Here is a 24656-nt window from a genome sequence, read left to right on the forward strand (position 1 = left end):
ACATACTGTCGGATTTTTTTATAAATACTAGTTTTTATAAAAATATCACAAGCAGATTAAGGCTAACGTCCGCGGGTGTACACACAAGGAGAGAAAATATGAGAGAATATAAATATCGTGAAATTGAACAAAAATGGCAAAAGATTTGGGAGAAAGACAACGCCTTTAAGGCCGTTGATGAGGATTGCCGTTCCAAACAATATTTGCTGTTTGAATTTCCTTACCCTAGCGGTGCCGGTATGCACGTAGGTCACGTGCGGGCTTATTCTGCCGTTGAAGCACTTGCCCGCAAGCGCAGACTTCAGGGCTACAATGTTTTGTGCCCCGTTGGCTATGACGCGTTTGGTTTACCTGCCGAAAATTACGCCATAAAAACCGGTAAGCACCCGGGCGAACTGACTAAGGCCACTATCGCCAATTTTTCCGCTCAAATTAAGCGTTTGGGTTTTGGTGTGGATTGGTCACGCCAAATTGCCACATGTGAGCCAGAATTTTATAAATGGACACAGTGGATATTTTTGCAGATGTTTAAACGCGGACTTGCCTATAGGGCTGTCAGCAAAGTAAACTTTTGTGAGAAATGCAAATGTGTGCTTGCCAATGAGGATTGTGAAGGCGGCAAATGTGACCGCTGCCATACCAAGGTTGTTCAAAAAGAGCGTATGGTGTGGTTTTTGAAGATACGCGACTATGCCGAAAGGCTGCTGGAAGGCTTAGACCGAACAGAATTTTTGGAATCTGTCAAGCAGGGTCAGCGTCATTGGATTGGCAAAAGCGAGGGCCTTGAGATTGACTTTTTAACCACAAACGGAGAAAAAATTACAGTATACACCACTCGTGCCGACACGGTTTTTGGTATAACTTTTTTGGTTATTGCCCCTGAACACAAGCTTTTGAAGAGTAAAGACATTAGAAATGCGACGCAAGTTTCAAAATATGTTGAACAAAGCAAGTTTAAAAAGGAATTTGACCGCAAGCTTAACAAACAAAAAACAGGCGTAAAGCTTGACGGAATAAATGCGGTTAATCCTTTTACCGGCAAAGAGATTCCCATTTTTGTAGCGGATTATGTTTTGGGCGGTCACGGAACGGGTGCCATTATTGCCGTTCCTGCTCATGATCAGCGCGACTATGAGTTTGCAAAAAAGTATAAACTTAACATCTTGCAGATTATTGAGGGAGATATCACTCAAAAGGCTTATGAGGGTGATGGTAAGCATATAAATTCAGATTTTATCAACGGCATGAATATAGCCGACGCCACTAAGTCCGTGAGTGATTATTGTATTAAAAACAAAATAGGCCGCACGCATGTGGACTATGCCATCACTGATTGGGCCTTTAACCGACAGCGTTATTGGGGCGAGCCTATACCCATTGTTTATTGCAAAAAATGCGGAACTGTGCCCGTGCCCGAAAGTGAGCTGCCATTAACACTTCCTTTTGTAGACGATTATAAGCCTGATGAAGAAGGCAACAGTCCGCTGTCACGAGCACAAGACTTTGTAAATTGTAAGTGTCCCAAATGTAATGGACCTGCTCAGCGTGAAACTGACACTATGCCGCAGTGGGCGGGGTCAAGTGCTTATTGGCTGAGATTTATGGACCCGCACAACAATAAAGAGTTTGTAAGTAAAGACAAAATGAAGTATTGGAATCAGGTTGACCTGTATTCCGGTGGTCAGGAGCATGTAACAAGACATTTGATTTACGCCAGATTTTGGCACAAGTTTTTGTTTGACCTCGGCGTTGTTGATTTTGATGAGCCTTTTAAGAGACGTGTGCAGCAGGGGCTGATATTATCTTCCAATGGCTCAAAAATGAGCAAGTCTGCAGGTAATGTCGTGGGGCCCATTGAGTATACCGACAGACACGGTGCCGATGTGTTTAGAGTGCACCTTTACTTTTTGGGAGACTTCTCTGCCGCGGCTCCATGGAATGATGACGCATTGTTTGGCTGTGAAAGATTTATTAGAAGAGTTTGGAACCTGCCCGATATTGTAAAAGGTGACGAAATAAGTGAAAAGCATATATACAAAATAAATCAGCTTATAAAAAAAGTTGATGATGACAGCGAAAATCTTAAGTTTAACGGAGCTATTGCATCACTTATGGAATTTTTGAATGTGGTGACAAACGACGGATATATCACCAAAGATGAATTGTATATCTTTTTGCAGCTGCTCTACCCGTTCGCTCCGCACACAACTGAGGAACTGAGTGAAATTATAGGCAAGCCGCCGATATATAAGTCCGTTTGGCCAAAGGCAGATGAAAAATATTTGCTTGACAAAACCTTTAATATGCCTGTGCAAATAAACGGCAAGCTTAAGGGTGTGGTTGTGGTAAATCAGGACGACAGCCAAGAGCAAGTCTTGGAAAAAATCAAAGCTACCACTAATATTGATGTTAGTGCAGCCAAAAAGATTGTGTTTGTAAAGAATAAAATAATAAGCATCATAAAATAAAAAAGAGATTAAATCTCTTTTTTGTTTTTATGTCAGTTTTGTCAAATCGCTTTTAAATTTCTCACTTTCTTTTACGGCGATTTTATCGCACTTGTTGTTATACTCATTGTCAGCGTGGCCCTTAACTTTCACAAATCTTACAGTGTGTTTCCTTGTTAAATTTAAAAGTTCTTCCCACAAATCCTGATTGAGCACGGGCTTTTTGTTTGCGCTTCTCCATCCGTTTAAAACCCAGCCGGATATCCAATCTTGCAAAAACGCATTGCACACATAAGCTGAGTCTGTATATAATTTTACCGCACAAGGTTCTTTCAGCGCGCTCAACCCTTCAATGGCTCCCTTTAGCTCCATGCGGTTGTTGGTGGTGGCACGCTCCCCTCCTGACAAAACCTTTTCTTTTTTTCCATATAACAAAATTGCACACCAGCCACCGGGGCCGGGGTTTCCGCTACACGCTCCGTCTGTATAAATTTCTACTTGCTTCATGTTCTAATTATAATCCAATAAGACAAGCATTGTCAATCAAACTTGTTTGTAAAGTCATGCATTTTGAAAGTTGGGCAGAATCAGGAAAAATATAATTATAATCATGAAGCTTATTTTTTGTCATTTGAGCTGTCAACACAATCAACTTGCAAATTTCATAAACTACTTTAATTAAAATGAGGAGAAAAAATTATGAAATTTTGTGACAGTCACAGTGATTGCCTGACTTTTTATAGCATTGAAAATGCCGCTCAATATCTTAAAAGTTATAAAACAAAAAACATAAAAACACTTTGCTGTGCCGTGTTTACAAGTGAGCTGAAAGAAGACCCGCTTTTATATATTGAAGCCGCGGCAGCCCAAATAAAGGCGTTAAATTCAGGACATAAATTTATTATTTACGGTGAAGACTGCAGTTTTTTGACAAAAAGCAACCTAAAAACTTTGATAGATTTGCGTCCTGTTTCATGCGGGCTCACATGGCATTTTGACAATAGTCTTGCCGGAGGCGACGAGGGACACGGAGATATCACTCCGTTTGGAACTGAAGTCATAAAAACTCTGGAGCAAAATAACATTTTTATAGATACTGCTCATCTCAACCGTAAATCTTTTTATCAGGTTTGCGGGCTTTCAAAAAAACCTATTTACAACTCTCACTGCGGCGTATATAAGTTTTGCCGCAACAAACGGAACTTGACCGACCAACAGATTAAATATATTTTTGATACAAACGGTTTTATGGGTATTTATCTTGTTTCATATTTGTTGAGCAAAAAGCATTGTTCCGTTAGGACTGTTGCTGAGCATTTTGATTATGTAATAAGAAAATTCGGATATAAAAATGTAGGCTTAGGCACGGATTTTTTTGGCACAAAAAACCTGCCCGCACGTGCGACGGGCTATGATGATTTGCATTTGATTTTAAAAGAACTGAAAGACATGGGACATTCGCGCAAAATAATAAAACATATTGCTCATAAAAACTATACTGATTTTTTAAAACGCAGCGGATTATTGTGAGCTATCTTTATATTTATATAGGATGGCGGGTCTGAACCCTCCGGTTTTATATATGCCCAATGACTGAGCCTTGTTTTTTATCTTTCGCTGAAAATTGGCCTTACTGAGTTTTTTGTCTAGTATAGCTTCATACACTTGTTTTAGTTCAGCCATAGTAAATTGTTTTTCCAGCATACTGAAAGCAATATCAGTATATTCCAGCTTATTTCTTATTCTGTTGAGGCCATAGAAGATTACTTTGGCGTGGTCAAATGCAAGATTCTTGGCTTCTGTCATAATTATGCTGCCGTTGTCTGTTTTTATTTTTGCTTTGATAACTACTCCGTTTTCACCCTCAAGCGTCATTTCACACACGCCGTCAGAAGCTGTCGGTGAGGTTTTTAATGTAAACCATGAAGTTTTATTGCTGTCATCATTGAGACTTGTTCTTTTTTTGTTTATCAGCCCCACATAAGAAATTGACAATACTCTGGTTCGGGGGTCTCTGTCAACATCTCCAAAGGTGTAAAGTTGCTCAAGATACATATCCTTTATTTTAGTTTTGTTTTTCAGGCATCTGATTGAAGCGTCTTCAAGTGCTTCATTCAGCCTGACAAATGTGCCGGGTAAACTCCATAGGTCAATATATGGGTGCTCATCTCTTTTGACAAGCAAAACCTGAAGTTTTTTTTCACCGAGTTTTCGGATATTATTATTTTCCGTTTCATCAATAGCAAACAATAAATTGTCAACCGCCACCGACGGTCTTTCAAAATCGGTTATTTTATATTGTTTTAAAAACTCTGCTTCGGTTAATCCGTTTTTATCTTTTTTCATATAATTTAATTATAATATCCCTAGTCTTAAAAGTCAAATAAAACCGCTGCTAGGTTTTCGGCGGTTTTATTTTGTTAAAATTGCATTGTCTGGTCTGAGCCATCAAATATCGGAACAGATGCAAGCTTGTGTGTTGACATGGCAATTCGGTTTTTTATTATTTGGTCAGCTTCAGTGCTTCCTGAGGTGCCGTATAGAATGAAATTATCTATTTCTTCATAGGTTGCTCCTAGCTCCCCCTCATCGGTCTGACCCTCATAAAGTCCTGCCGAAGGCGGCTTGTTTATTATTGACTGCGGCACCTCAAGGTGACGTGCCAAGACTCTGACCTCGCCTTTGGTCAACATTCCCAAAGGATTTAAATCATGAGCTCCGTCGCCCCATTTGGTGAAGTATCCCAGCAGCCGCTCATCAAGATTTCCCGTTCCTATCACAAATGCGCTGTTGTTTTGTGCAAGCGCATAAAGAACAGACATTCGAACTCTGGGCGGAATATTCATTCTGCTCAAGGTTCTAAGCGGCTCATCAATTGCGTTTTCAAATTGGTTACAAATATCTTTAATATCTATTATTCTATAATTAAAGCCGAATTCGTTTACCATTTCCATAGCATCTTCAATGTTTTTGATATTCGTTACAGTGTTTTCATCGTCCGGAAGCATTACCAATTCTACATTTATGCCTGCTTTTTGGCATAGCCTTGCCACAACGGCACTGTCTATGCCGCCGCTCATGCCAAGCACCACACCGCTTCGTCCTGCGCGCTCAACGCTTTTTCTTATAAAATCTGCAATGCAACTGATATATTGCTCAGCATTTTTTTCAGTTATTACAAAATTCTTGTTTATCATTAAAATCTCCTTTCATCATATTGATTGTTTTGTGGGTTTATGTTCTGCCATCCATACACTCTGGTTGATTCACTCGCTACCCGTGCTCTTATATCTTCAAAGTTGTTAGGCTTTACCAGCTCACCGTTTACATAAAAATTTTCAAGCAGGTTAATGTCGGCGAGCGCTGCTTCCTGTTCGGGAGTAAGTCCGTCTATCAAAGCCAAATCACCGTCTCTTTCCACTGCCGCAACCATGCCTTTGCCTGATTTTTTAAAGCTGTCCTTATCAGTTGCCGGCCTTTTTTGAATCATCTTAAACTCACCGTCCTGAATTTCGGCCGTAGACTTCAGGGCAAACCCAAAGGTGTCACGTGTGTTATATTGATAAGTATAAGACCCGATACCCAAATTTACGTTAGTTGTGGCAAAGCCTTTGTCCATTAACCGCTCACATATTTTTTGTGTGCGCTCGGGCGTTATGGCGTCGGCATACACCGCGCCTATTTTAGGACTTAGCTCGATATAACCCTTTTCATTGATAGTGCCGCCAAATATCTCATATAATCTTTCAATAAGACCTTTCCTTACGGTTTCGTCTTCGCTCAGCGGGTCGCCGCATATAATGTCAACGGGGTCTCCGCTGTCGGGTCTGACAACCACCTTGCCATCCCTGCGCAGCATTTCTTCTCTAAACAGCGGCAACACATTGTCAATCACGTTCCAAAAGTCATAGGTGTCAGAAACTATTGATATTGTACCGCTGCGATGAACGTTTTGTGTTAAAAACTTATATGCATTATATTCGTCCTCACCGTGACAGCACATAACCGAGTGCTCAGTAGACAGTGTTCCGTTCAGCGTATCCGGTTTGGCATCATAATATCTCATAAGATAATCCTTTGCCTGAACTGTGGATGAAGCGCCGAAAGACAATAAGTGTCCTCCGGAGGTTCGCATAGCTGCCTCCGGAGAAGCCATACCTCTTAGCGAAAAGTCGCTTGCCTGAGTCATCAGCTTGGTTCTGTCGCCCGTAAGGTCTGCGTAACTTAGCAGCGTTTGCTTAACCTTGTCAGCTATTGTGGCCGCTGTCATCGGAGCCCATATATAAGAGGACAGCTGACTTTCAAGAAAGCTTGGCAGCCAGAAAAATTCGGGCAAAGTATTTTCGACAGTAAACATTGGCACACCTATCGGTGTGAAAGTACCTTCTTTAAGTGCCTTTATTTTAAGGGGTAAATATCCCAGATTGTGCAGGTTTCTTATATGTGCTGTGTCAATATTATTTGCAAATTCGGGATTTGTTCTGCCAAACACGTCTGCTGCAGTCTCTTTATATTCTGCTATAATCTCTTCTATGTCCCGGCCGAAAAAGTATTGCTCAAAATTTTCGGTTATTTCTTGTATTGCGCCTTGCAATCCATAAAATACAACGTGATTGATGCCTTCCATTCTGGATTTTCTAGGTGTCCAAGTCAAATATAATTTCTCAATTCCCGGAGGATATTGTTTTATGTGCCCCATCTTGTTTGCGTCAATGCATTTTATAGGGTTTAATACTCGTTCTCTGGATACTTTAGGGTTGCATATCGTTCGTTTCTGTTCCATATTGTTCTGCCTCCAATGACAATTTTTTAATTTTTGGGTGCTCTTTTTTCAGCATCGAATCGCTGGTATAAATTATATCTATCGGTGAATCATCCTGCAGCAGCCTTCCTTCAAAAATTGTATTTTCACAATGAGCTACTAGCAGGCTTACCTTTTTAGCGCCAAGCGCCTTTAAAGTATTTCCCACACTTAAAAATGTTCCGCCTTTTGAACATAAATCATCAATAATAATGCAATGGCTGTTTAAATTAACTGTGCCTTCTTCAAGCTCTATGTCCTCAATGTTTCCTGTTATGGGGTTTCTTTTTTTGTTAAAAATAAGAGGGTTTAAAATGTCCATATCGCAATATCGCTGCGCAGCTCCCATATCGGGAAACACAATGTGGTCTTGTGTGCCAAAACTTGTTTTTTCCATAATCTGATAAAGCCATTCTTTTGTGGGATAAACAGTTTTTATATTGATGCCGTTTTCACTAAACAAAGCTTCTGTTTGATATGAATGGGGTTCCATCACAGTAATTTCATTAAAATTTAACCCGCTTAAAAAACCACATGCATATTTCAGAGTAAATAAATCGCCCGGAATTTCCCTGTCCATCCTGCTATAAGGCATATACCATATAAATAAATCGGTTTTCTTACCCATTTCGTCAAGCCGTTTTTTTGCAAACATCAAGCTTATAAGGTCACGGTCCGATTCATATTTTAATTCCAATAAACACTCATCCGTGTCCAATGCTTCCATAAAGTCCTTCACTTTGGTTTCGTTGTTGGGATACTTTTCAGTGTTTATTTTTTTGCCATTAATCAGAAGCATAGTACTTCCTCCGTTTTTAGTGTTTCAACTACTTCTACGCCCGCCTGTGTCATTTCGGCAAAAGCCTTTTCGTTCCATTCATTTCGCTTGTGTGTGCCGGTAATATTAAAAGTGTCAACTGCGTCTTTTGGAACAATTACTTTTACGTCTTTGTTTTTTTGATTTAAATAATTTTTCAGATTAAAAAAAATAAGTTTTTTGTCTCTCTAAGTCTGTCAGTTTTGTTACTATTAATAAAAAAGACACTTAAAAGTGTCTTTATGGTGATGCCCTTGCATACTTCTTTTCATGGGTTATGTTTTGGTTTCTTCTTTAAATAAATGTTGATTTACCACCAGATAATTTATGCCTGAATATATCGTAAGCAGCACAGCTATGCCCAAGAGTACGTGACAGAATATTTCATAGGCAAACAAAAAGGTAGTGCCGCCAAGCCATCCGGCCATGTTAATTCCGGCCAGAAGCATATATGCACCCACCGAAATGTCTTGGAAGACTGCTTTAATTTTACCCCATTTATCAGCGCTGAGACTAATACCTTGAAGCGCAGCCACCTGACGCAAGGCAGTTATAACAATTTCACGCCCGATAATAATGACTGCTGCAATGACACCGTATGGCGCCGGGATTGTTCCGTCGACAACAACAAGCAAAAGCGCGGCTGTAATCAAAAGCTTATCGGCAAGTGTATCCAACAGAGAACCAAGCTTTGTTACAAGCCCCAATTTTCGTGCAAAATGCCCATCTAACAGGTCGGTAATTCCTGCAATTATATAAAGCCCGAGCGCAATAAATATCCCATACGGAACAAATGTGGCCAGATACATGAATACAATAATCGGTATAAACAGTATCCGGCTCAGTGATAATTTATTTGGTAAATTCATGGAGATTCCCCCTGATTAATCTTTTCTTAATGGCACGGACTGTATGGCTTAGAACCTACACATATCCATGTCTTTCTTAGTCTAGCACATACAATTTTAAAAGGCAAGAAAAACACATAATAATTATGTGTTTAAGATAGAAAAGTAGATTAATATGCTATAACAAGGCCCTTATCGCATGCGTAAAAACTTGCAAGTCCTCGCATTAAATATGTTTTAATATTTGTTAAACCGAATTTAGATTCTAAAAGTTTTTTTAGAAGAGAGGCATCTTCTTCGTTATGACAATGTGATATTACAAGGGGAATGTCTTTTCCTTGTTCCTTTATTTTTTCTGCAGGATAATCGCTTAAAGTCATAAGAGCTTTTTTTGTGCCCAATATTTTTGCATACATTTTTATTTCGCCCTCGCCGTTGTCTCCGCATATTGGTTTAATTGCAAATATCGAAGCAATTAATCCTGCTAATTTCCCAATTCGTCCGGTTTTTATAAGATTGGTATAATCATGAATTAAAAATCTTGTTTTCATTGATTTTCTAAAAGATAAAATATGTTTTATAATTTCATCAAAAGTATATTTGCCGGTTTCAATAAGTTCTTTTAACTTATTTAATATAAGTGCCATTCCGGCAGTAGCGGTTAAACTGTCAAGCACAAAAATTTTTTTATGCGGACTTTCTTCAAGAACTGTTTCGGCGGCAAGCCGAGCACTGTTATAAGTTCCGCTAAGTTTAGAACTTAATGTAACACAAACAATATTGTCTCCCTTTCTCATAACTTCGGCAAAAGCTTCGGGCGGAGGACAAGCGGTTTTAGGTGCATCTTTATTGGCTTTCATATTTAAAACTAATTCTTTTGTATCTAAATTTTCTTCATCGAGATAGTGATTATCCCCTATTGTGATTGTGAGCGGAACTGCTGAAAAATCAATTTTATCCGAAACGAAGTTAGTTGATTTCAAGTCACATCCACTGTCTGCTATTATTGTAAATTTCATTTTACTTCTCCTTTTTACATATAATATTATAATGATTAAGTTCTAAAAACAATTCTATTTCTTATTTAAAAGACTGAATTGTTTGAATTATAGAAATAGAGAGACGAAAATCAACTCTACCAACAGTGGAATGGGTTTTTATTAACAAAAATATATAAAAATTGCAAATTAAATGTGGCAGGGAGTGTAGGACTTGAACCCACCTCATAGGTTTTGGAGACCTAGGCACAACCTCTATACCAACTCCCTTCGTTTCGTCGTAGCTCATCAACACTGTTCATTTTGCTTACGCAAATAACCGAGCATATTTGTATTATATAACAAACAGTTCAAACTGTCAACAAAAAAGCAACCGGCATGGCTGCTTTTATTTGGTTTATACATTCTTATTTTGCGGTTTCAATACTTCGGGTTTCTCTGATTACATTTACTCTGATTTGACCGGGATATTCCATTTCTTCCTCAATTTTCTTGGCAATATCCTTAGCCAAGAATACTGCTCCGGCGTCGTCAATTTCTTCGGGTTTAACCATTATCCTAATCTCTCTGCCCGCCTGAATAGCAAATGATTTTTCAACACCCTTAAAGCTGTTGGCTATACCTTCAAGCTTTTCAAGTCTCTTAATATAAGTATCCAACGACTCTCTTCGCGCTCCGGGTCTGCTGCTTGAAATAGCATCCGCCACCTGCACCAAAATTGCTTCAATTGTCTTAAATTCCACATCGCCATGGTGCGCTTCAATACAATGGATTACAGCCGGACTTTCTTTATATTTTTTGGCAATGTCGACACCCAGCTGAACATGAGTGCCCTCCATTTCAAAGTCAAGAGCTTTGCCCAGATCATGAAGCAGACCGCCGCGCTTGGCAATTTGAATGTCTGCACCCACTTCAGCGGCAAGAAGCCCCGCCAGATGACATACTTCAAGGCTGTGAACCAGACAGTTCTGGCAATAACTTGTTCGGTATTTAAGCTTTCCGAGCACTCGTGCAATTTCAGGGTGAACTCCAAGTAGCCCTGATTCATATACTGCGTTATCCCCTGCTTCTTTAATGGAGTTCTCAACATCTTTCTGCGCTTTTTCAACAATCTCTTCAATTCGCGCCGGATGAATTCTGCCATCCATGATAAGTTTTTCAAGCGACATTCGGGCAATCTCACGCCTTATGGGGTCAAAGCCTGACAGCACCACTGCTTCGGGAGTGTCATCTATAATAAGGTCTATACCTGTTGCGTTTTCAATGGCTCTGATGTTTCGGCCTTCTCGCCCAATTATTCTGCCCTTCATTTCGTCGTTTGGCAGAGGCACCACCGTTACAGTGATTTCGGAGGTGTGATCGGTTGCACATTTCTGAATGGCAAGGCTCACAATCTCCTTAGCTTTTTTGCTTGCTTCATCCTTGGCGGTCTGTTCAATGTTTCGTACAATTGTTGCCGCCTCTTTTTTGGCCTCATCGGTATATTTTTCTATAAGTGTCTTTTTGGCCTGATCCTTTGTCATGCCTGCCACTTTCTGAAGCTGCTCATCAACCTTGCTTGTAGCTTCTTCGGCTTCTTTTTTGATTTGTTCCAACTGTTGCTCTTTTGTGTTTAGCTTTTTTGTTGTTTCTTCAACATGTTGGAGTTTGCTGTCATATTCGGTTTCTTTTAGTTTCAATGTTTCTTCTTTTTGCAAAAGCTTATTTTCGTTTCTCATAAGCTCGCCCCGTTTTTCACTAACTTCTTCGTCAAACTTTTCTTTCAGGGTTTGTATTTCTTCTTTTGCTTCTAATATTGCTTCTTTCTTTGCGGTTTTTGCTTCCGCGTATGCGTTTTCAAGTACTTTTGCTGCGGTGTTTTTAGACTTCTTTGAACCGGAAATAAAGATAAGCAATGTTACCCCAAAACCAATTCCAAGACCCAAAACCGCCAAAAGCACGCCTAACCATATTGGCATTTTTGTTCCCTTCCTTTATTATTTAATTTGCATATATCTTTAGCGCTTCAGCGCTGTTAATTATATATACTATCTATATTCTATCGTATATGGCTATACTTGTCAAATCTTTTGGGCAAGTGTATGAATCAACGTTTTTAGTTACATCCATTTTGAATAAAAAAACAGGCTTCAGCCCGCTTTTAAATACTGAAATTAAAGCCCTATTCCGCCTTCAAATTTTTCTTTATATAATTTGATTGCAGTTTCAATAACCTTGATAGCAGCCTCTCTTCCTTCGATTTTATCAACTTGCACAGGCTTGTTTTCCAGCTGCTTATACACTGTGAAGAAATGCTGCAGCTCAGCTGCTATATGTTTAGGAAGCTCTGAAACATCGCTGTAATCATTATAAGTAGAATCTTTAAGAGCTACTGCAACAATCTTTTCGTCAAGCTCACCCTGATCATGCATCCTGAGCACGCCTATAGGCTTGCAACGCACCAGACTTGCCTTTTCAATCGCTTGGCTGCAAAGCACGCATACGTCAAGTGGGTCTTTATCCTCACAAAATGTTCGGGGGATAAATCCGTAATTCATCGGATAGTGTGTTGAGGTAGAAAGCACGCGGTCAAGTATAATAAGACCGGTCTCCTTGTCAAGCTCATATTTGTTTTTACAGCCCTTTTCGATTTCAATAAAGGCAATAAAATCATTGGCTTTTATTCTTTCTGGATTAATATCTTTCCATACATTATACATAAATTTAGTTTTCTCCTTAAATTTGCTTTAGAGCCGATAAAATCGGCGAAAATTTCGTCTCTTTTTTTGAGCGATAGGTATATCATACAATAAATTTAGTTTTAAAGTCAATTAAAATTCGACAAAAATTGCATAATCTTTGCATAGTATTATGCAAAAGTTTGCACAGTACTATGCAATCTAATGCCCATCTTCGATTATCATGCTCTCAGCTCCAGCTATAGCTTCGTCTATGAGTGCTTCTATATCCAAAAATTTTTCGTTCAATTCTATGCGTGTTGTCTTTGGTTTAGTTACCGGTGACTTTGGCAAAAATACGCTGCAGCAGTCCTCATAAGGCAAAATTGAGGTTTCATAGGTTCCGATATTTTTTGAAATTGCGATGATATCCGTTTTGTCAAAGCCTATTAGCGGGCGCAGAACGGGCAATGTTTCAACAACCCCATTGCTGGCTGTCAAACCCTCAATCGTCTGACTTGCCACTTGACCCAGGCTTTCACCTGTGATGATTGCACTGCAATGATTTTGTTTGCCCAGCCGTTCGGCAATTCTAAACATAAAGCGCCGCGTAAAGGTCACCATATATTCACTGTCGCAGTTTTTATGGATTTCCTCCTGAATTTTAGTAAACGGCACTATAATTAGCTTAATAGAACCGGTATACGGTGTCATAAGTTTTGACAGCGTTATTACCTTTTGTTTAGCCTGTTCGCTTGTGTAGGGGTAACTGTGAAAATGTATAGCCATAATATTAAGGCCGCGTTTTGCCATCATAAAACCTGCCACAGGACTGTCTATTCCGCCGCTCAGCATAAGCATACCTTGTCCCGCCGTGCCCACAGGCATACCGCCATAGCATGGGAGCTTTTGGTGATAAACAAAGGTTGTGCCGTTCTCTCTTATGTCTATATGCACAGTGCTCTTTGGGTTGTGAACATCCACCTTGGCATGGGGGTTATTTTCAAGAATTATGTCCCCCATTTTGGCCGAAAATTCATATGATTTTATAGGGAAGTTTTTGTCGGCCCGCCGTGTTTCGACCTTAAAGGTTTGAGTAGTAATCTTTATTGTTTTTATTATATCAATTATTGCCGACTCTGCTGTCTTTATACTAAGAGCAACGCTAAGGCTTACAATTCCGAATATCTTTTTAATACGCTCTATCAAATGCTCACGAAGTGAGGGGTCAAATCTTTCAACAATAATTCTGGCTCCTCCGCGGCTTACGGCGGCCCCATATGGTTTTACTGCCCGCTTTATGTTGTTTAGAAGAGTGCGTTCAAAAAAATTGAAGTTTTTACCCTTCAAAAAAATCTCCCCATATCGCAGTAGTAATACCTCTTGCATAGTGTTCTCCTTAAATATTCAAAAGCTTGTTTATGCCGCTCACCAGAATCCGGCTGGCTTGGCTTATTTCGTCAAGTGTGTTAAGGTGACTGAAACTTATTCTGACGCTTCCAACAATATCGGTTTTGCTGCGCCCCATCGAAGCAAGCGCCCGATTTTCGATGTGCTTTGCGTTACACGCCGATCCCGTTGTAATCAATATGTCGTGCTCTTTTAAAACATTTACCAAAGTCTGTCCCATAATCCCCTTAATTGAGAGGCTAAGCACATGCGGAAGCCCATTTCCGTTAATTATTATCTTGTCTTTAACGGGTCCAAGACCTTTTATAAACTCTTCTTTCAAGTGGGTTATGTGCTTGTTAAACTCGTCAAAGTTTTCAAACATATAGTCAACTGCTCTGCCAAATCCCATAATTCCCGAGGTATTTTGTGTTCCGGGTCTGAGACTTCCTTCGTGCTCACCACCCATACTTATGGCTTTTAGCATAAGCTTTGGCGCAACATAAAGTGCCCCGATTCCTTTGGGTCCATGAATTTTGTGAGCGCAGATTGTGCAAAGGCTTATACCCAGCTTTTTGCATGAAAATTTCATCTTACAAAACCCTTGAACGGCATCTACATGCAGGCGGGCCTTTGGGCATTTTGTTTTTATAAGTCTGCTTACTTCGGCAATGTTATTGACTGCACCCGTTTCGTTGCTGGCGAGCATCACCGACACAAAACCAACGCTCTCATCAAGTGCCTCTTCAAGCTTTGTGAGGTTTATGGTGCCATCATCGCTAAGAGGCACCAACCTTGTTTCAATACCCTGCTGTTTTAGATGCATGGCCACGCTGTGCACCGAAGCGTGTTCGCCTTCGGCAAATACAAAAGCTTTCTTTTTGTCTATTAGGCTGCCCAAAATAGCCAGGTTGTTTGATTCAGTAGCGCCCGACGTAAATATAATTCTGCCACTCGAGTCTCCGTCAAGCTTTTTTATGAAGTTTTGTTTAACATTGTCAATCTCTACGTTCAGGTCGTTTGTATAAGGAGAAGCTGAATTAAAATAGATTTCTTCGTTATACTTTTTTATAATTTCTCCGACGTAAGGCACAACCTTGGTGGTTGCTGCATTATCAAGATATATCATACTCTCAATTCCGCCTTATTGTCCCGCTGCTCGGCCTCTATAATCTTGTTCATAACGGCATTAATCTCACTATCAGTTAGAGTATTTTCATTTTGTTTAATAAAGAATTTTATAGCTATGCTCTTTTTGTTTGCCGGCACCTGTGAACCCTCATAAACGTCAAAGACAAACACATCGGAAATCTCATTTCTGGCACATTTTTTGGCACTTGACAAAATGTTGCCGGCAGGAATGTCTTTGCCCACAACAAACGCCAAATCGCGTTCAATCAGCGGTAGCTTATCGGGAGCCTTTCCTGTTTTTGCGTCAGTGTTTTTGACAAGAACCTGACTGAGGTCAATTTCTGCTACATATACCTTTTTGCTTATTTCAAAGTTCTCTGAAACTTTGGGGTGCAATTCACCTATTAAACCTATCTTTTTGTTGTAAAGATAAACCTCGGCGGCAATTCCGGGATGTAAAAAATCAATTTGAGCCTGTTTATATTCAAATGTAAGCCCAAGACTCTGTCCTATTTTATCTACGCTTTGTTTAAGACTGAAAAAGTCTTCACCGTCGGCATTCAAAACAAGTGCCAGATTATCGTGCTCATTGGGCAGTTCTGTCATCGGCAGCTGTTTTGGTTCATAAATTCTTCCAAGCTCAAACAAATATAAATTCTTGTTGCCTTGATTAATGTTAAAAGACAAAGTATTAATAAGCCCGTTCAAAAGGCTTTTTCGCATTATGCTATATTCCTGGCCTATAGGGTTAGCAAGCTTTATATGCGTGTTTTCATCCTGCCCAAAATTCCCAATCCATTTGGGCGAAACAAACTGATAGTTTACTGCCTCCACAAATCCTTCGGCCGCAGCGGTGAGCCTTAAGGTGTTAATATTTTGCTGTTGCAGAGTAATATTTCCGTAAAAAATAGTTTTTGTGGGTGTAATTCCTTCGGTCAAATTGTCATAGCCCACACTTCGCCCGATTTCTTCAATAATGTCACACTCCAGGCTGATATCAGTGCGATATTCGGGGATTTGTGTGCTGAGTGTTTTTCCGCTAATGGTTGTTATTAGTCCTAAATTGTTTAAATATTGTGCCATTTGCTCACCGTTCAAGCCGAGACCCAGAGTTTGGTTAATGTTTGTAATATTGCTTTTGACCGCTATAGGTTTGGTCTTGCCGAAATTCTCATCCTCTATCACGCTGCTGATAATTCCTACTCCCAAGCTGTCAACAAGGTTAAGCGCACGCCGCATTCCAAGTTCGGCACATTCGTTATATACGCCTTTAGAGTATCTGACACCCGCATCGCTCACAATGCCCAGAGCATTTTTTGTGTGTCTGATGTTGGCGCCGTCAAAAATTGCGCTTTCTAAAAATACGTCTTTGGTTGTAGTATATGTTCCGCTGTCAACCCCTCCCAAAACTCCTGCCACAACCAAAGCCTTTTCGGCGTCGGCAATCACAAGGTTGTTTGGATTAAGCGTATAGGTATTTCCGTCAAGCGTTTGCAACTTTTCACCCTTTTTTGCGTCGCGCACAATGATTTTACCTTTGATTTTGCTCAGGTCAAAAGCATGCATGGGCTGCCCTATTTCGGTCAGCACATAGTTTGTGATATCCACAAACAGGCTGTGCGGCGTGTGTTCGGTCAATATCAGTCTTTTTCTGATAAACTCAGGTGAAGGGCCATTTTTGATATTTTCAACCACAACACCCATATAACGGGTACAGTGTTTTTTGTTCTGCACTTCTACCTTTATGTTTTTTGTGCTGTTATGAGTTTTAAAAGTCAACTTTGGCATGGTGAATTTTAATCCGAATGCTGCCGCAACTTCACGGGCTATGCCTATCACACTGTTGCAGTCGGGGCGGTTTGGCAAAATCTTTACGTCAAGCACAACCTCATCAAGCCCCAAAACCTTTGCCATGGGCTCTCCAATTTTTGTGTCGGGCCCAAGTATAAGCAATCCATCGTTTTCAGCGTTTGGGTATATGTTGTTGTTAATATTTAGCTCGTCGCCTCCGCAAAACATACCCTGAGACTTTTCGCCTCTTATCTCACCGGTTCTGATTTTTTTTCCGCACGGAAGATTAGCTCCGTCCTGTGCCAGTGCCACGATGTCGCCCTCTTTCATATTTTTGGCGCCCGTAACAATTTGAACGGTGTCGCTTCCGATATCGGCCTTACACACAACCAACTTGTCGGCATTGGGATGCTGAGTTATTTTGGTGATTTTTGCGCTTATCACCTTTTCAAGCCCTTTAGATTTGTTGATTATCTCATCTATCTCAAAACCAACCCCCGTGAGTTTTTTCACAAGAGTTTCAAGTGGGATATTATCTATTTTCACAAAATCGTTTAACCACGATAATAGTATTTTCATATTTTTCTTCCCTTTTCCCAATTTTATCTGAATTGCTTTAAAAACCTTATGTCGTTTTCATACATAAGCCGGCTGTAGGGTATTTTATAATGATTTTTAACCACTCTGTCAAAACCAAATCCAAATGCAAAGCCGCTGTATTTTTTGCTGTCAATGCCGTTCATTTCCAAAACTTTTGGATGAATCATGCCGGCACCAAACAACTCAAAGCCTCCGGTATTTTTGCAGGCAGAACACCCTTTTCCCATGCAAACGGAACATACAATATCGCCCTCAACGCTGGGTTCGGTAAAAGGAAAGTATGAACCGCGGAGTTTTATTTTCACATCTTCACCCATTATTTGACGTGCTACTGCGTCAAGTGTGGCTTTAAGGTCGACCATACTGACTTTTTCGTCAATATATATGCCCTCAAATTGAAAAAAGCTGGGTGTATGTGTGGCGTCGTATTCATCTCTTCTGAAGCATCTGCCCGGACAAAAAGCCTTGAATGGCAGTTTTATATTCTGCATTGCTCTGGGCTGCGCGTTTGAAGTCTGAGTGCGAAGAAGTATATTTTCAGTTATATAAAAGGTGTCCTGCATATCCCTTGCCGGATGATCTTTTGGCAGGTTCACCAGCTCAAAGTTAAATTTGTCAAGGTCAATTTCCGGCCCGTCAATCTGACTGAATCCAAGCCCTTTCATAACATTGCATAGTTTAATAAGGTCAAGTGACAGCGGATGCAAGTTCCCCCGTTCGCGGCCTCTTTTGCTTAGTGTTACGTCCACCTTTTCGCTCATAAGCTTAACTTGAGTTTCTTGTTTTTTAAGTGAAGTTTCTTTTTCGGTTATCCACTCTTCAGCCTGAGTTTTTGCGGTGTTTATAAGAGAGCCCAAAACGGGTCTCTCGGCAGAAGGTACGTCTTTCAGGTTCTTTAAAATTTCGGTAAGACTGCCGGATTTGCCTAGCACCTTAACTTTTAGATTTTGACATTCTGCGCTTGTAGCAACTTTTGATAAGCTTGCTTTAAGCTCATTTAAAATGTGCTCTAAATTCTGCTTCATGATTTTCTCCTAATGCTGAAATTGTGTATCTTAAAACATATCATAAATTGGCCTAAAAGTCAAATGAAAAGAGAGAAAGAGCCCGTTTTGCAAGCGCCCTAAAAAAGGGCGCTTTGGCAAGCCCTTTGGGGCTTGCTGCCAAAAAACTTTGTTTTTTGGCGCAAAACGGGCGTGTTTTTTGTAGGAAACAATACTTACTCTGCAAAGCTCTAGGTTTTAATATTATTTTATGGAATAAGCGGGAGCATATTTTCAAGCGAGGAATTAAGATATACATCAGGCACCTTGCCTACGATAATGCTCTCAGCTATAAGTATCTGAGTTTTGGTGCTGATTTGTTTGTTGTCAATAGGCAAAACTACGTTGATTGTGGAGGAAATATTTACATATATTTTATGATTTGTCTGATTGACGCCGGCTCCGATAAACTGCGAAGAAAAGGAGCATGTTATAGAACCTATGGGATAAAGCTTAAAGCGGATATCAGGTCCTTGCCCCATAAAAATGGGTATGCCCGTAAGTGAACCTAACGGCACGCCCACGCCTTGTTCTCCGATAAGGTCAAGTCTGGTTTGGCTTACTGATGCAATTTCTTTTGCAAGCCTATTTATTTCCATGGCATTGGCTTCTATCAAAGCTACATCGCCGTTATTGTCAAAAATAATGCTGATAAGAGAGCCGTAACTATATCCGCTTGTGATAACTTCATTTACAGCGGCATTAATTGACCTTGTTGCAAGCGATTTTATTTTGGCTTCTCCCACAGATAGTATTATAGGATTTACTACCTTTATTATATATAAAAGAATAAAAAAAACAATTAACGCCAAAGAACTCAGACTTATGAGTAGCCGTTTTTTGTGCCGAAACTTAGATTTTCTTTGATAAATTTGACTTTTCACATAGCATATATATGAAAAACTCTCCTTCGATTATGCAATAAAGTATAAAAAACATCTAAGGTGTGGTTCCTTATTTTATGACCTCTTACTTTTTGCCCTAAACAATATTCCAAACAAATATGCAAAGCCTACAGCCGCGGCAAGTCCGGTAGCTGTAGCTGTGAGGCCTCCCAGAAAGATTCCGAGTATGCCGTCTTTTGCCACGGCCTCAATCGCACCTTTGGCAAGAGCCGCTCCAAAGCCTATAATAGGCACTGATATTCCTGACTTGGCAAATTCAGCAATAGGTTCATATACACCAACCGCCTGCAAAAGCACGCCTATCAACAAAAACAACACCAGGATACGTGCGCTGGTCATTTGCGTTCGTATAATTAATATTTGTCCAATAAGACATATGCCGCCGCCTATCAAAAAAACATACAGATATGACAGTGCCATTACTTACCCCCTTCATCAGCTTCGACTATCACCGCATGAGCAATTGCCGGTATTGTTTCGCCCTGCTGAACAGAAGTCGGGCTCATAAGCGCACCGGTTGACATAAGTATAACTTTTTTATAGCTTCTGTCAGTGAGCTTGTTATAAACATACGAGTTATATACCGACGCACTGCAGCCGCAGCCACTGCCACCCATAAACACCCTTTGAGTATTTGAAAAAATTGCCTGACCGCAGTCGGCGTAGTTTGCTCCTATTTTATACCCTTTGATTTCTAAAAGGTCTATCAAGAGCTCGCTGCCCAGCTTTCCCAAATCACCCGAAATTATCAAATCATAATCCTGCGGAGTTGTTTTGGTGTCCTCAAATACTTTTTGCAGGGTGTCGGCCGCCGCCGGCGCCATTGCCGCTCCCATGTTGTTTATATCATTTACGCCAAAGTCAATCACCTTTCCAATAGTTGCATGTGTAATTTTATGCCCTGTTCCGCCTTTTTTAATTATGCTGCATCCCGCCGCCGTAACTGTCCACTGCGAAGTTGGAGGTCTGGGGCTGCCCAACTCCAGCGGAAACCTGAACTGCCGCTCAGCTGATGAAAAGTGACTGCTGGTGGCGCATGCAGCTGTGTTTATAAAACCTCCGTCAACAAGAGCCGCTCCTACAATCAGGCTTTCGGTCATATTGGAGCATGCTCCAAACAAACCCAAAAAGCCCGATTGCAGCTGTCTGGCACTGAAGCTTGAGGTTATAATTTGATTAAGCAGGTCGCCGCTTATCAAAAGGTCTATGTCTGTTGACAGTAGTCCGGCTTTGGTTGCAGCTCCCGTTATGGCGTGTTCCAGCATTTTTCTTTCGGCCTTTTCATAAGTCTTTTCGCTGAAGCTGTCGCTTTTGAGTATATAATCGAAATATTTTGACATGGGCCCTCCGCTTTCTTTGGGTCCCACAATGCTATACCCCGCCGCCCATCTGGGAGGATTATCAAACTTTATTGTTTGTTTGCTCAGTTGTTTATTTAGTTGCTTGCTCATACAACCCCCATTATATAATAGACAATTCCTACAAGTATGCTTGCGGCAACTCCGTTTACGATAACCGGCCCCGCAACAGTAAACATTTTGACCGACAGTCCGAAGATAATGCCTTCATTCTTAAATTCCATCGCCGGACTTGCAATAGAATTTGAAAAGCCCGTGATAGGAATAATACTTCCCGCTCCGGCAAAGGTTCCTATCTGGTCATAAACTCCGAGCCCCGTAAGCAAAGAGGCCAAGAATATAAGTATTATCAGAGAATATCTCTGAGCGGTTTCTTTGTCAAAATCAAACAGCGCTGTGCCTGCATCAAATATCCCCTGACCTATCACACATATTATTCCGCCAACCAAAAACGCCCATAACAAAGACGGAAACCATTTGGTTTTTGGCAGTCTCTTATTTACATAATCAAGATACTTTTTATTCCTTAGCTGATTATCCATACTTCCTCCGCTAATTGATATTTTTGTGCTTATTTGATTATATCCATAAAAAAACCGCTAATACCATCAACTTAAGCCACAAAATTTTGTGTATAAATCAATACGTGCTTACGCACACTAACACCACGAAATTAATTTTCATTAGGAGGAAAATATGAAAAAAATATTATGTTCAATGTCACTGATGCTACTTGCTATTGTATTGGTGGGCTGTTCGGGCAGCACACAGGCGCAGGCAGGCGCACGCCTAAATATGACGCTTGACAACCTGACTAAAGCAACTACTCGGGTTGTAACTATTAGCAATGCCGACCTTCAGATTAATGAACTCAACCGCAACATGGGTATGAACGGCGACATTAACAGTGCTTCAAGAAGTAATGTAAACAATGCTTCAAATGGCACAGGGACCTCTTTTGGGCTCAATTCTGACTATCAAAACAGCGGAACGCAATATAATCAGCGTGTAATCAACAACCAGTCTCATAATAACGCAGACACCCAAAACTATGGCGCAACAGGCATTAGCACCCAAAATTACAACCATACGGGTGCGGGTAGCTACAGTACAAACGCTTATAACCACAACAACACTTCGGATAACACCGGAGCATACAATGGCGTTCGTTCAAGCGACAATAGCGGAGCGTATAACAACTCAGTATATAACAGCACACGCAATGTTTCAGGTCAAAGTGGCAGGATTGACGCTTTTGACAGCCAGCGAAACATTAACAGGTCTATGACTACAGGCGGCGGGCAGGGAGTTTACGGCAGCGGAACTCAAACCTCAGGCACAAATAATAATTCGGCATTTATAACCGACACCGGAAGTCCTACCGAACGTACTTCAACGGCTAGATATACCCCGAGGTATGTAAGAGGAGCTACAGTTCAGACTTCAGACGGACTTAATAACTATATTGAGCGTATAGAGGACCTCTATATGATATCTCTTGACAGCGTTGCGGCCAATGACCAGCTTAATGAGGTTAAAAGTGAGCTTGTTAACTGCTGCAACAACTGTAAGAAGCTTGTTGACCAAATCAGAACGGGTCAGGTTACGCTGACACCCAGCCAAGTAAGCACACTTAACCAATATAACTCTACTTTAATAAACAGTCTTAACAATATTAACCGAACCAACCTTGCTTCAAGGGATGTTCAGACTATAATTGACTTGAAAGGAAACTTCTCTCAAAATATCGACTCACTTACTGCAAAATATCTTAGGGTGCTCAACAATATGGACATTTGCATCAGCAGTTGCAGTGCGGCTAAAGCTACGGTAATTGAGCTTAACAATTTTGTCAATTCAATTATAAACAATAATGCTTCAAACAACACTGACAACGGAAATAATGCAGTAAATAACAACACAAATAACAATAATAATTCAACCAACCGCAACATGGGCACTAACAATAATTATAATACCAACCATGGTAAACAAAATTCAGGCGTGGTTAATAACAACTTTAACGCCAACAATGGAGTTAATCAAAACAGCGGCGTAAACAGTCATTTAAATCCTAATTTCGGCATTAATCACGCCACCAACAGGCCCAACAACCTTCAAAACCGGAATACCGGTTTTAACACTCCTGTTCAAAGTGGCATCACTTCAAACACCGGTAGTATGACACAGAACAATGCTGTATCAAACCAGAACAACATGACAAACAATACGGCAGTCAATAAACACGGTTCATTAAATCAGAACGGAATGACAAGCAACACTACTGTTTCAAACATGGGCAACCAAAACAACAGTACAGTTCCGAATATCACTATGCCGAATGTAGGAGTTAATCAAAATATTCCGTCACCAAGCACACGACCGGCTCAGAATATTGCACGCAATATCTCAAACGGCGTGAGCAGCGGCGTTGACAACATTTCAAACACTTTGTCTAATGCTACCAACAATGCTGTGGACGGACTTGCAAATACCACTCAAAACAAAGTAGACAACATAGCTAACGGTGCCAACAACCTGATAAACCGAGGTAGCGTAAATGCTCAGAATACTACCGCCACCCAAAACAACACAACTAACGGCACTGCATTAAATCAAACGGGAACGGGTGTAAATAATGTAACTGCCAATCAAAGCGGAACAACTGCAAATCAGAACATTAGCCGAACAGGCGTGAGCGGTAGCGGTGTTAATACAGCAACAAATCAGAATAATGTAAACACAATACACAGGGGCACAACTGCACAGAATACAGCCGGTCAAACAAACATGAATAACACTTCAACTATACAAAATAACGTAAACACTTCAGCCGGTGCACAAAATGCAGGAACTCAAAATAATAATCAGAATTATATGGGTATAACTACCCTGCCCGCCAGATTTGACGGAACCCTTACAACCACTGCTTCTGCAGTTCCGGGTCCGATTTCGAAAAAGGTAAGAGCGTAAAAAAAACTAAAGAAATGAAGGCTATGCCCTCATTTTTTCTTCTTAAGGTGACGTATAATTATCACTGAACAATTCTGCAGACGCCAACGGCGTCGAAGCCTTAGTGAGTGGCTATCATTTTATTATCACAATTTATTTTAGTTTCATTTTCATTTTTTCAAGTATTTTATTTTCAAGGCGACTCACCTGAACCTGCGACACATTCAAAATCTTTGCCACTTCGCTCTGGGTTTTGTCTCTGAAATATCTCAGTATGATAATTTTTCGGTCTTTTGGTCCGAGACTTTCAATGATATCTTTTAGAATCAAACGATTGAGGACCTGTTCACTATTTTCGTCCTGCACAATTTTATCCATCACCGTCTGCCCGCTAGCTCCATCTTTGCCGTTCAGTTCACCATATAAGGATATCGGCATACGGGCCGCCTCCAGCGTAAAAATCACATCCTGCTCGTCCATCTTAAAGTGCTCGCCAAGCTGTTGAATGCTTGGAGGCTCACCTCCTGCGAGTTTGACGCTGTCAATATATTTTTGCATTTGATAATATTGCCCTTTGATGGCTCTGGACACTTTTATACTGCCATCGTCTCTCAAAAAGCGTTTTATTTCACCTGCTATCATAGGCACGGCATAAGTGGAAAATTTGACATTAAAACTCTCATCAAAGTTGTTTATCGCCTTTAAAAAGCCCATGCAGCCAAGTTGATATAAATCGTCATAATCTACACCCTTATAGAGATAGTGTTTCAGGACGCTTTTAATAAGCGGCGAATTTTCGGTTATCAGCGTTGTTTTGGCCGTCTCGTTTCCTTGTTTTGCCTGCCTGATGAATTCAAGAGTTTGAGTATGCTCAAGCAAAATAATGCCTCCTTTTTTGTAAGATTGTAGTATTATGAGG

General features: G+C 40.5%; 21 protein-coding genes and 1 tRNA gene. 3 read left to right on the plus strand and 19 right to left on the minus strand.

Annotation, left to right across the window (positions count from 1 at the left end):
- The first annotated feature begins 98 nt into the window (after positions 1–98).
- The gene (gene leuS, locus LBN07_02830; GenBank protein MDR0850402.1) at positions 99–2468 is read left to right on the plus strand and encodes a leucine--tRNA ligase; all 2370 of its coding nucleotides are present in this window, start codon (positions 99–101) and stop codon (positions 2466–2468) included.
- A gap of 27 nt (positions 2469–2495) precedes the next feature.
- Here leuS and rnhA read toward each other — a convergent pair whose 3' ends face one another.
- Complete coding sequence (rnhA, locus tag LBN07_02835; GenBank protein ID MDR0850403.1) at positions 2496–2954, minus strand: ribonuclease HI; 459 nt, start codon at positions 2952–2954, stop codon at positions 2496–2498.
- 192 nt (positions 2955–3146) lie between these two features.
- On the opposite strand from rnhA, the gene LBN07_02840 reads away from it, so the two are divergent.
- The gene (locus LBN07_02840) at positions 3147–3977 is read left to right on the plus strand and encodes a membrane dipeptidase (protein MDR0850404.1); all 831 of its coding nucleotides are present in this window, start codon (positions 3147–3149) and stop codon (positions 3975–3977) included.
- Here LBN07_02840 and LBN07_02845 read toward each other — a convergent pair.
- The 17 genes from LBN07_02845 to spoVAC form a co-directional block, all read right to left on the minus strand.
- Positions 3969–4793: an NUDIX hydrolase gene (locus LBN07_02845; GenBank protein MDR0850405.1), complete on the minus strand. Its 825-nt coding sequence runs from the start codon at positions 4791–4793 to the stop codon at positions 3969–3971. The two genes, LBN07_02840 and LBN07_02845, sit on opposite strands and share 9 nt — an antisense overlap.
- A 74-nt stretch (positions 4794–4867) precedes the next feature.
- Complete coding sequence (gene nadE, locus LBN07_02850) at positions 4868–5644, minus strand: NAD(+) synthase (GenBank protein ID MDR0850406.1); 777 nt, start codon at positions 5642–5644, stop codon at positions 4868–4870.
- Positions 5644–7230, minus strand: coding sequence for a nicotinate phosphoribosyltransferase (locus LBN07_02855; GenBank protein ID MDR0850407.1), 1587 nt, complete (start codon positions 7228–7230; stop codon positions 5644–5646). Before LBN07_02855 ends, nadE begins: the two co-directional genes overlap by 1 nt.
- Entirely contained in the window at positions 7199–8047 is an 849-nt protein-coding gene (locus LBN07_02860) for a ribose-phosphate pyrophosphokinase (protein ID MDR0850408.1), read from the minus strand. The genes LBN07_02855 and LBN07_02860 overlap by 32 nt, the downstream gene beginning before the upstream one ends.
- Before the next feature lie 293 nt (positions 8048–8340).
- Positions 8341–8934 carry a CDP-diacylglycerol--glycerol-3-phosphate 3-phosphatidyltransferase gene (gene pgsA, locus LBN07_02865; protein ID MDR0850409.1) on the minus strand — a complete coding sequence of 198 codons (594 nt, stop codon included), beginning with the start codon at positions 8932–8934 and terminating at the stop codon, positions 8341–8343.
- A gap of 149 nt (positions 8935–9083) precedes the next feature.
- Positions 9084–9932, minus strand: coding sequence for a DegV family protein (locus LBN07_02870; GenBank protein MDR0850410.1), 849 nt, complete (start codon positions 9930–9932; stop codon positions 9084–9086).
- A gap of 175 nt (positions 9933–10107) precedes the next feature.
- Positions 10108–10181 (minus strand) — tRNA-Trp (locus LBN07_02875).
- A 137-nt stretch (positions 10182–10318) separates the two neighbouring features.
- Positions 10319–11869 carry a ribonuclease Y gene (rny, locus tag LBN07_02880; GenBank protein MDR0850411.1) on the minus strand — a complete coding sequence of 517 codons (1551 nt, stop codon included), beginning with the start codon at positions 11867–11869 and terminating at the stop codon, positions 10319–10321.
- Between the two features lie 195 nt (positions 11870–12064).
- Positions 12065–12610, minus strand: coding sequence for an inorganic diphosphatase (locus LBN07_02885; protein MDR0850412.1), 546 nt, complete (start codon positions 12608–12610; stop codon positions 12065–12067).
- Positions 12611–12790: 180 nt separating this feature from the next.
- Entirely contained in the window at positions 12791–13957 is a 1167-nt protein-coding gene (gene thiI, locus LBN07_02890; protein MDR0850413.1) for a tRNA 4-thiouridine(8) synthase ThiI, read from the minus strand.
- Positions 13958–13967: 10 nt separating this feature from the next.
- Positions 13968–15086, minus strand: coding sequence for a cysteine desulfurase (locus LBN07_02895; GenBank protein ID MDR0850414.1), 1119 nt, complete (start codon positions 15084–15086; stop codon positions 13968–13970).
- Complete coding sequence (gene pheT / locus LBN07_02900; protein ID MDR0850415.1) at positions 15083–17458, minus strand: phenylalanine--tRNA ligase subunit beta; 2376 nt, start codon at positions 17456–17458, stop codon at positions 15083–15085. Before pheT ends, LBN07_02895 begins: the two co-directional genes overlap by 4 nt.
- Positions 17459–17481: 23 nt before the next feature.
- Entirely contained in the window at positions 17482–18504 is a 1023-nt protein-coding gene (gene pheS / locus LBN07_02905) for a phenylalanine--tRNA ligase subunit alpha (GenBank protein MDR0850416.1), read from the minus strand.
- A 227-nt stretch (positions 18505–18731) separates the two neighbouring features.
- The gene (yunB, locus tag LBN07_02910; protein ID MDR0850417.1) at positions 18732–19406 is read right to left on the minus strand and encodes a sporulation protein YunB; all 675 of its coding nucleotides are present in this window, start codon (positions 19404–19406) and stop codon (positions 18732–18734) included.
- A gap of 75 nt (positions 19407–19481) precedes the next feature.
- A complete protein-coding gene (locus LBN07_02915) occupies positions 19482–19841 on the minus strand; it encodes a SpoVA/SpoVAEb family sporulation membrane protein (protein MDR0850418.1) in 360 nt (119 codons plus the stop codon).
- 5 nt (positions 19842–19846) lie between these two features.
- Entirely contained in the window at positions 19847–20878 is a 1032-nt protein-coding gene (gene spoVAD, locus LBN07_02920) for a stage V sporulation protein AD (protein MDR0850419.1), read from the minus strand.
- Positions 20875–21327 (minus strand): stage V sporulation protein AC, encoded by a 453-nt coding sequence (gene spoVAC, locus LBN07_02925; GenBank protein MDR0850420.1) that lies wholly within the window; start codon positions 21325–21327, stop codon positions 20875–20877. The genes spoVAD and spoVAC overlap by 4 nt, the downstream gene beginning before the upstream one ends.
- A gap of 154 nt (positions 21328–21481) precedes the next feature.
- Between spoVAC and LBN07_02930 the strand changes: the two genes are divergently transcribed.
- Positions 21482–23758, plus strand: a complete 2277-nt coding sequence (locus LBN07_02930; protein MDR0850421.1) for a hypothetical protein — start codon at positions 21482–21484, stop codon at positions 23756–23758.
- A gap of 132 nt (positions 23759–23890) precedes the next feature.
- On the opposite strand, the gene LBN07_02935 is transcribed toward LBN07_02930, so the two are convergent.
- The gene (locus LBN07_02935; protein MDR0850422.1) at positions 23891–24616 is read right to left on the minus strand and encodes a sigma-70 family RNA polymerase sigma factor; all 726 of its coding nucleotides are present in this window, start codon (positions 24614–24616) and stop codon (positions 23891–23893) included.
- Positions 24617–24656 lie beyond the last annotated feature (40 nt).

The sequence above is a fragment of the Christensenellaceae bacterium genome (assembly GCA_031260975.1).
GTDB lineage: Bacteria > Bacillota > Clostridia > Christensenellales > UBA1242 > JAISKJ01.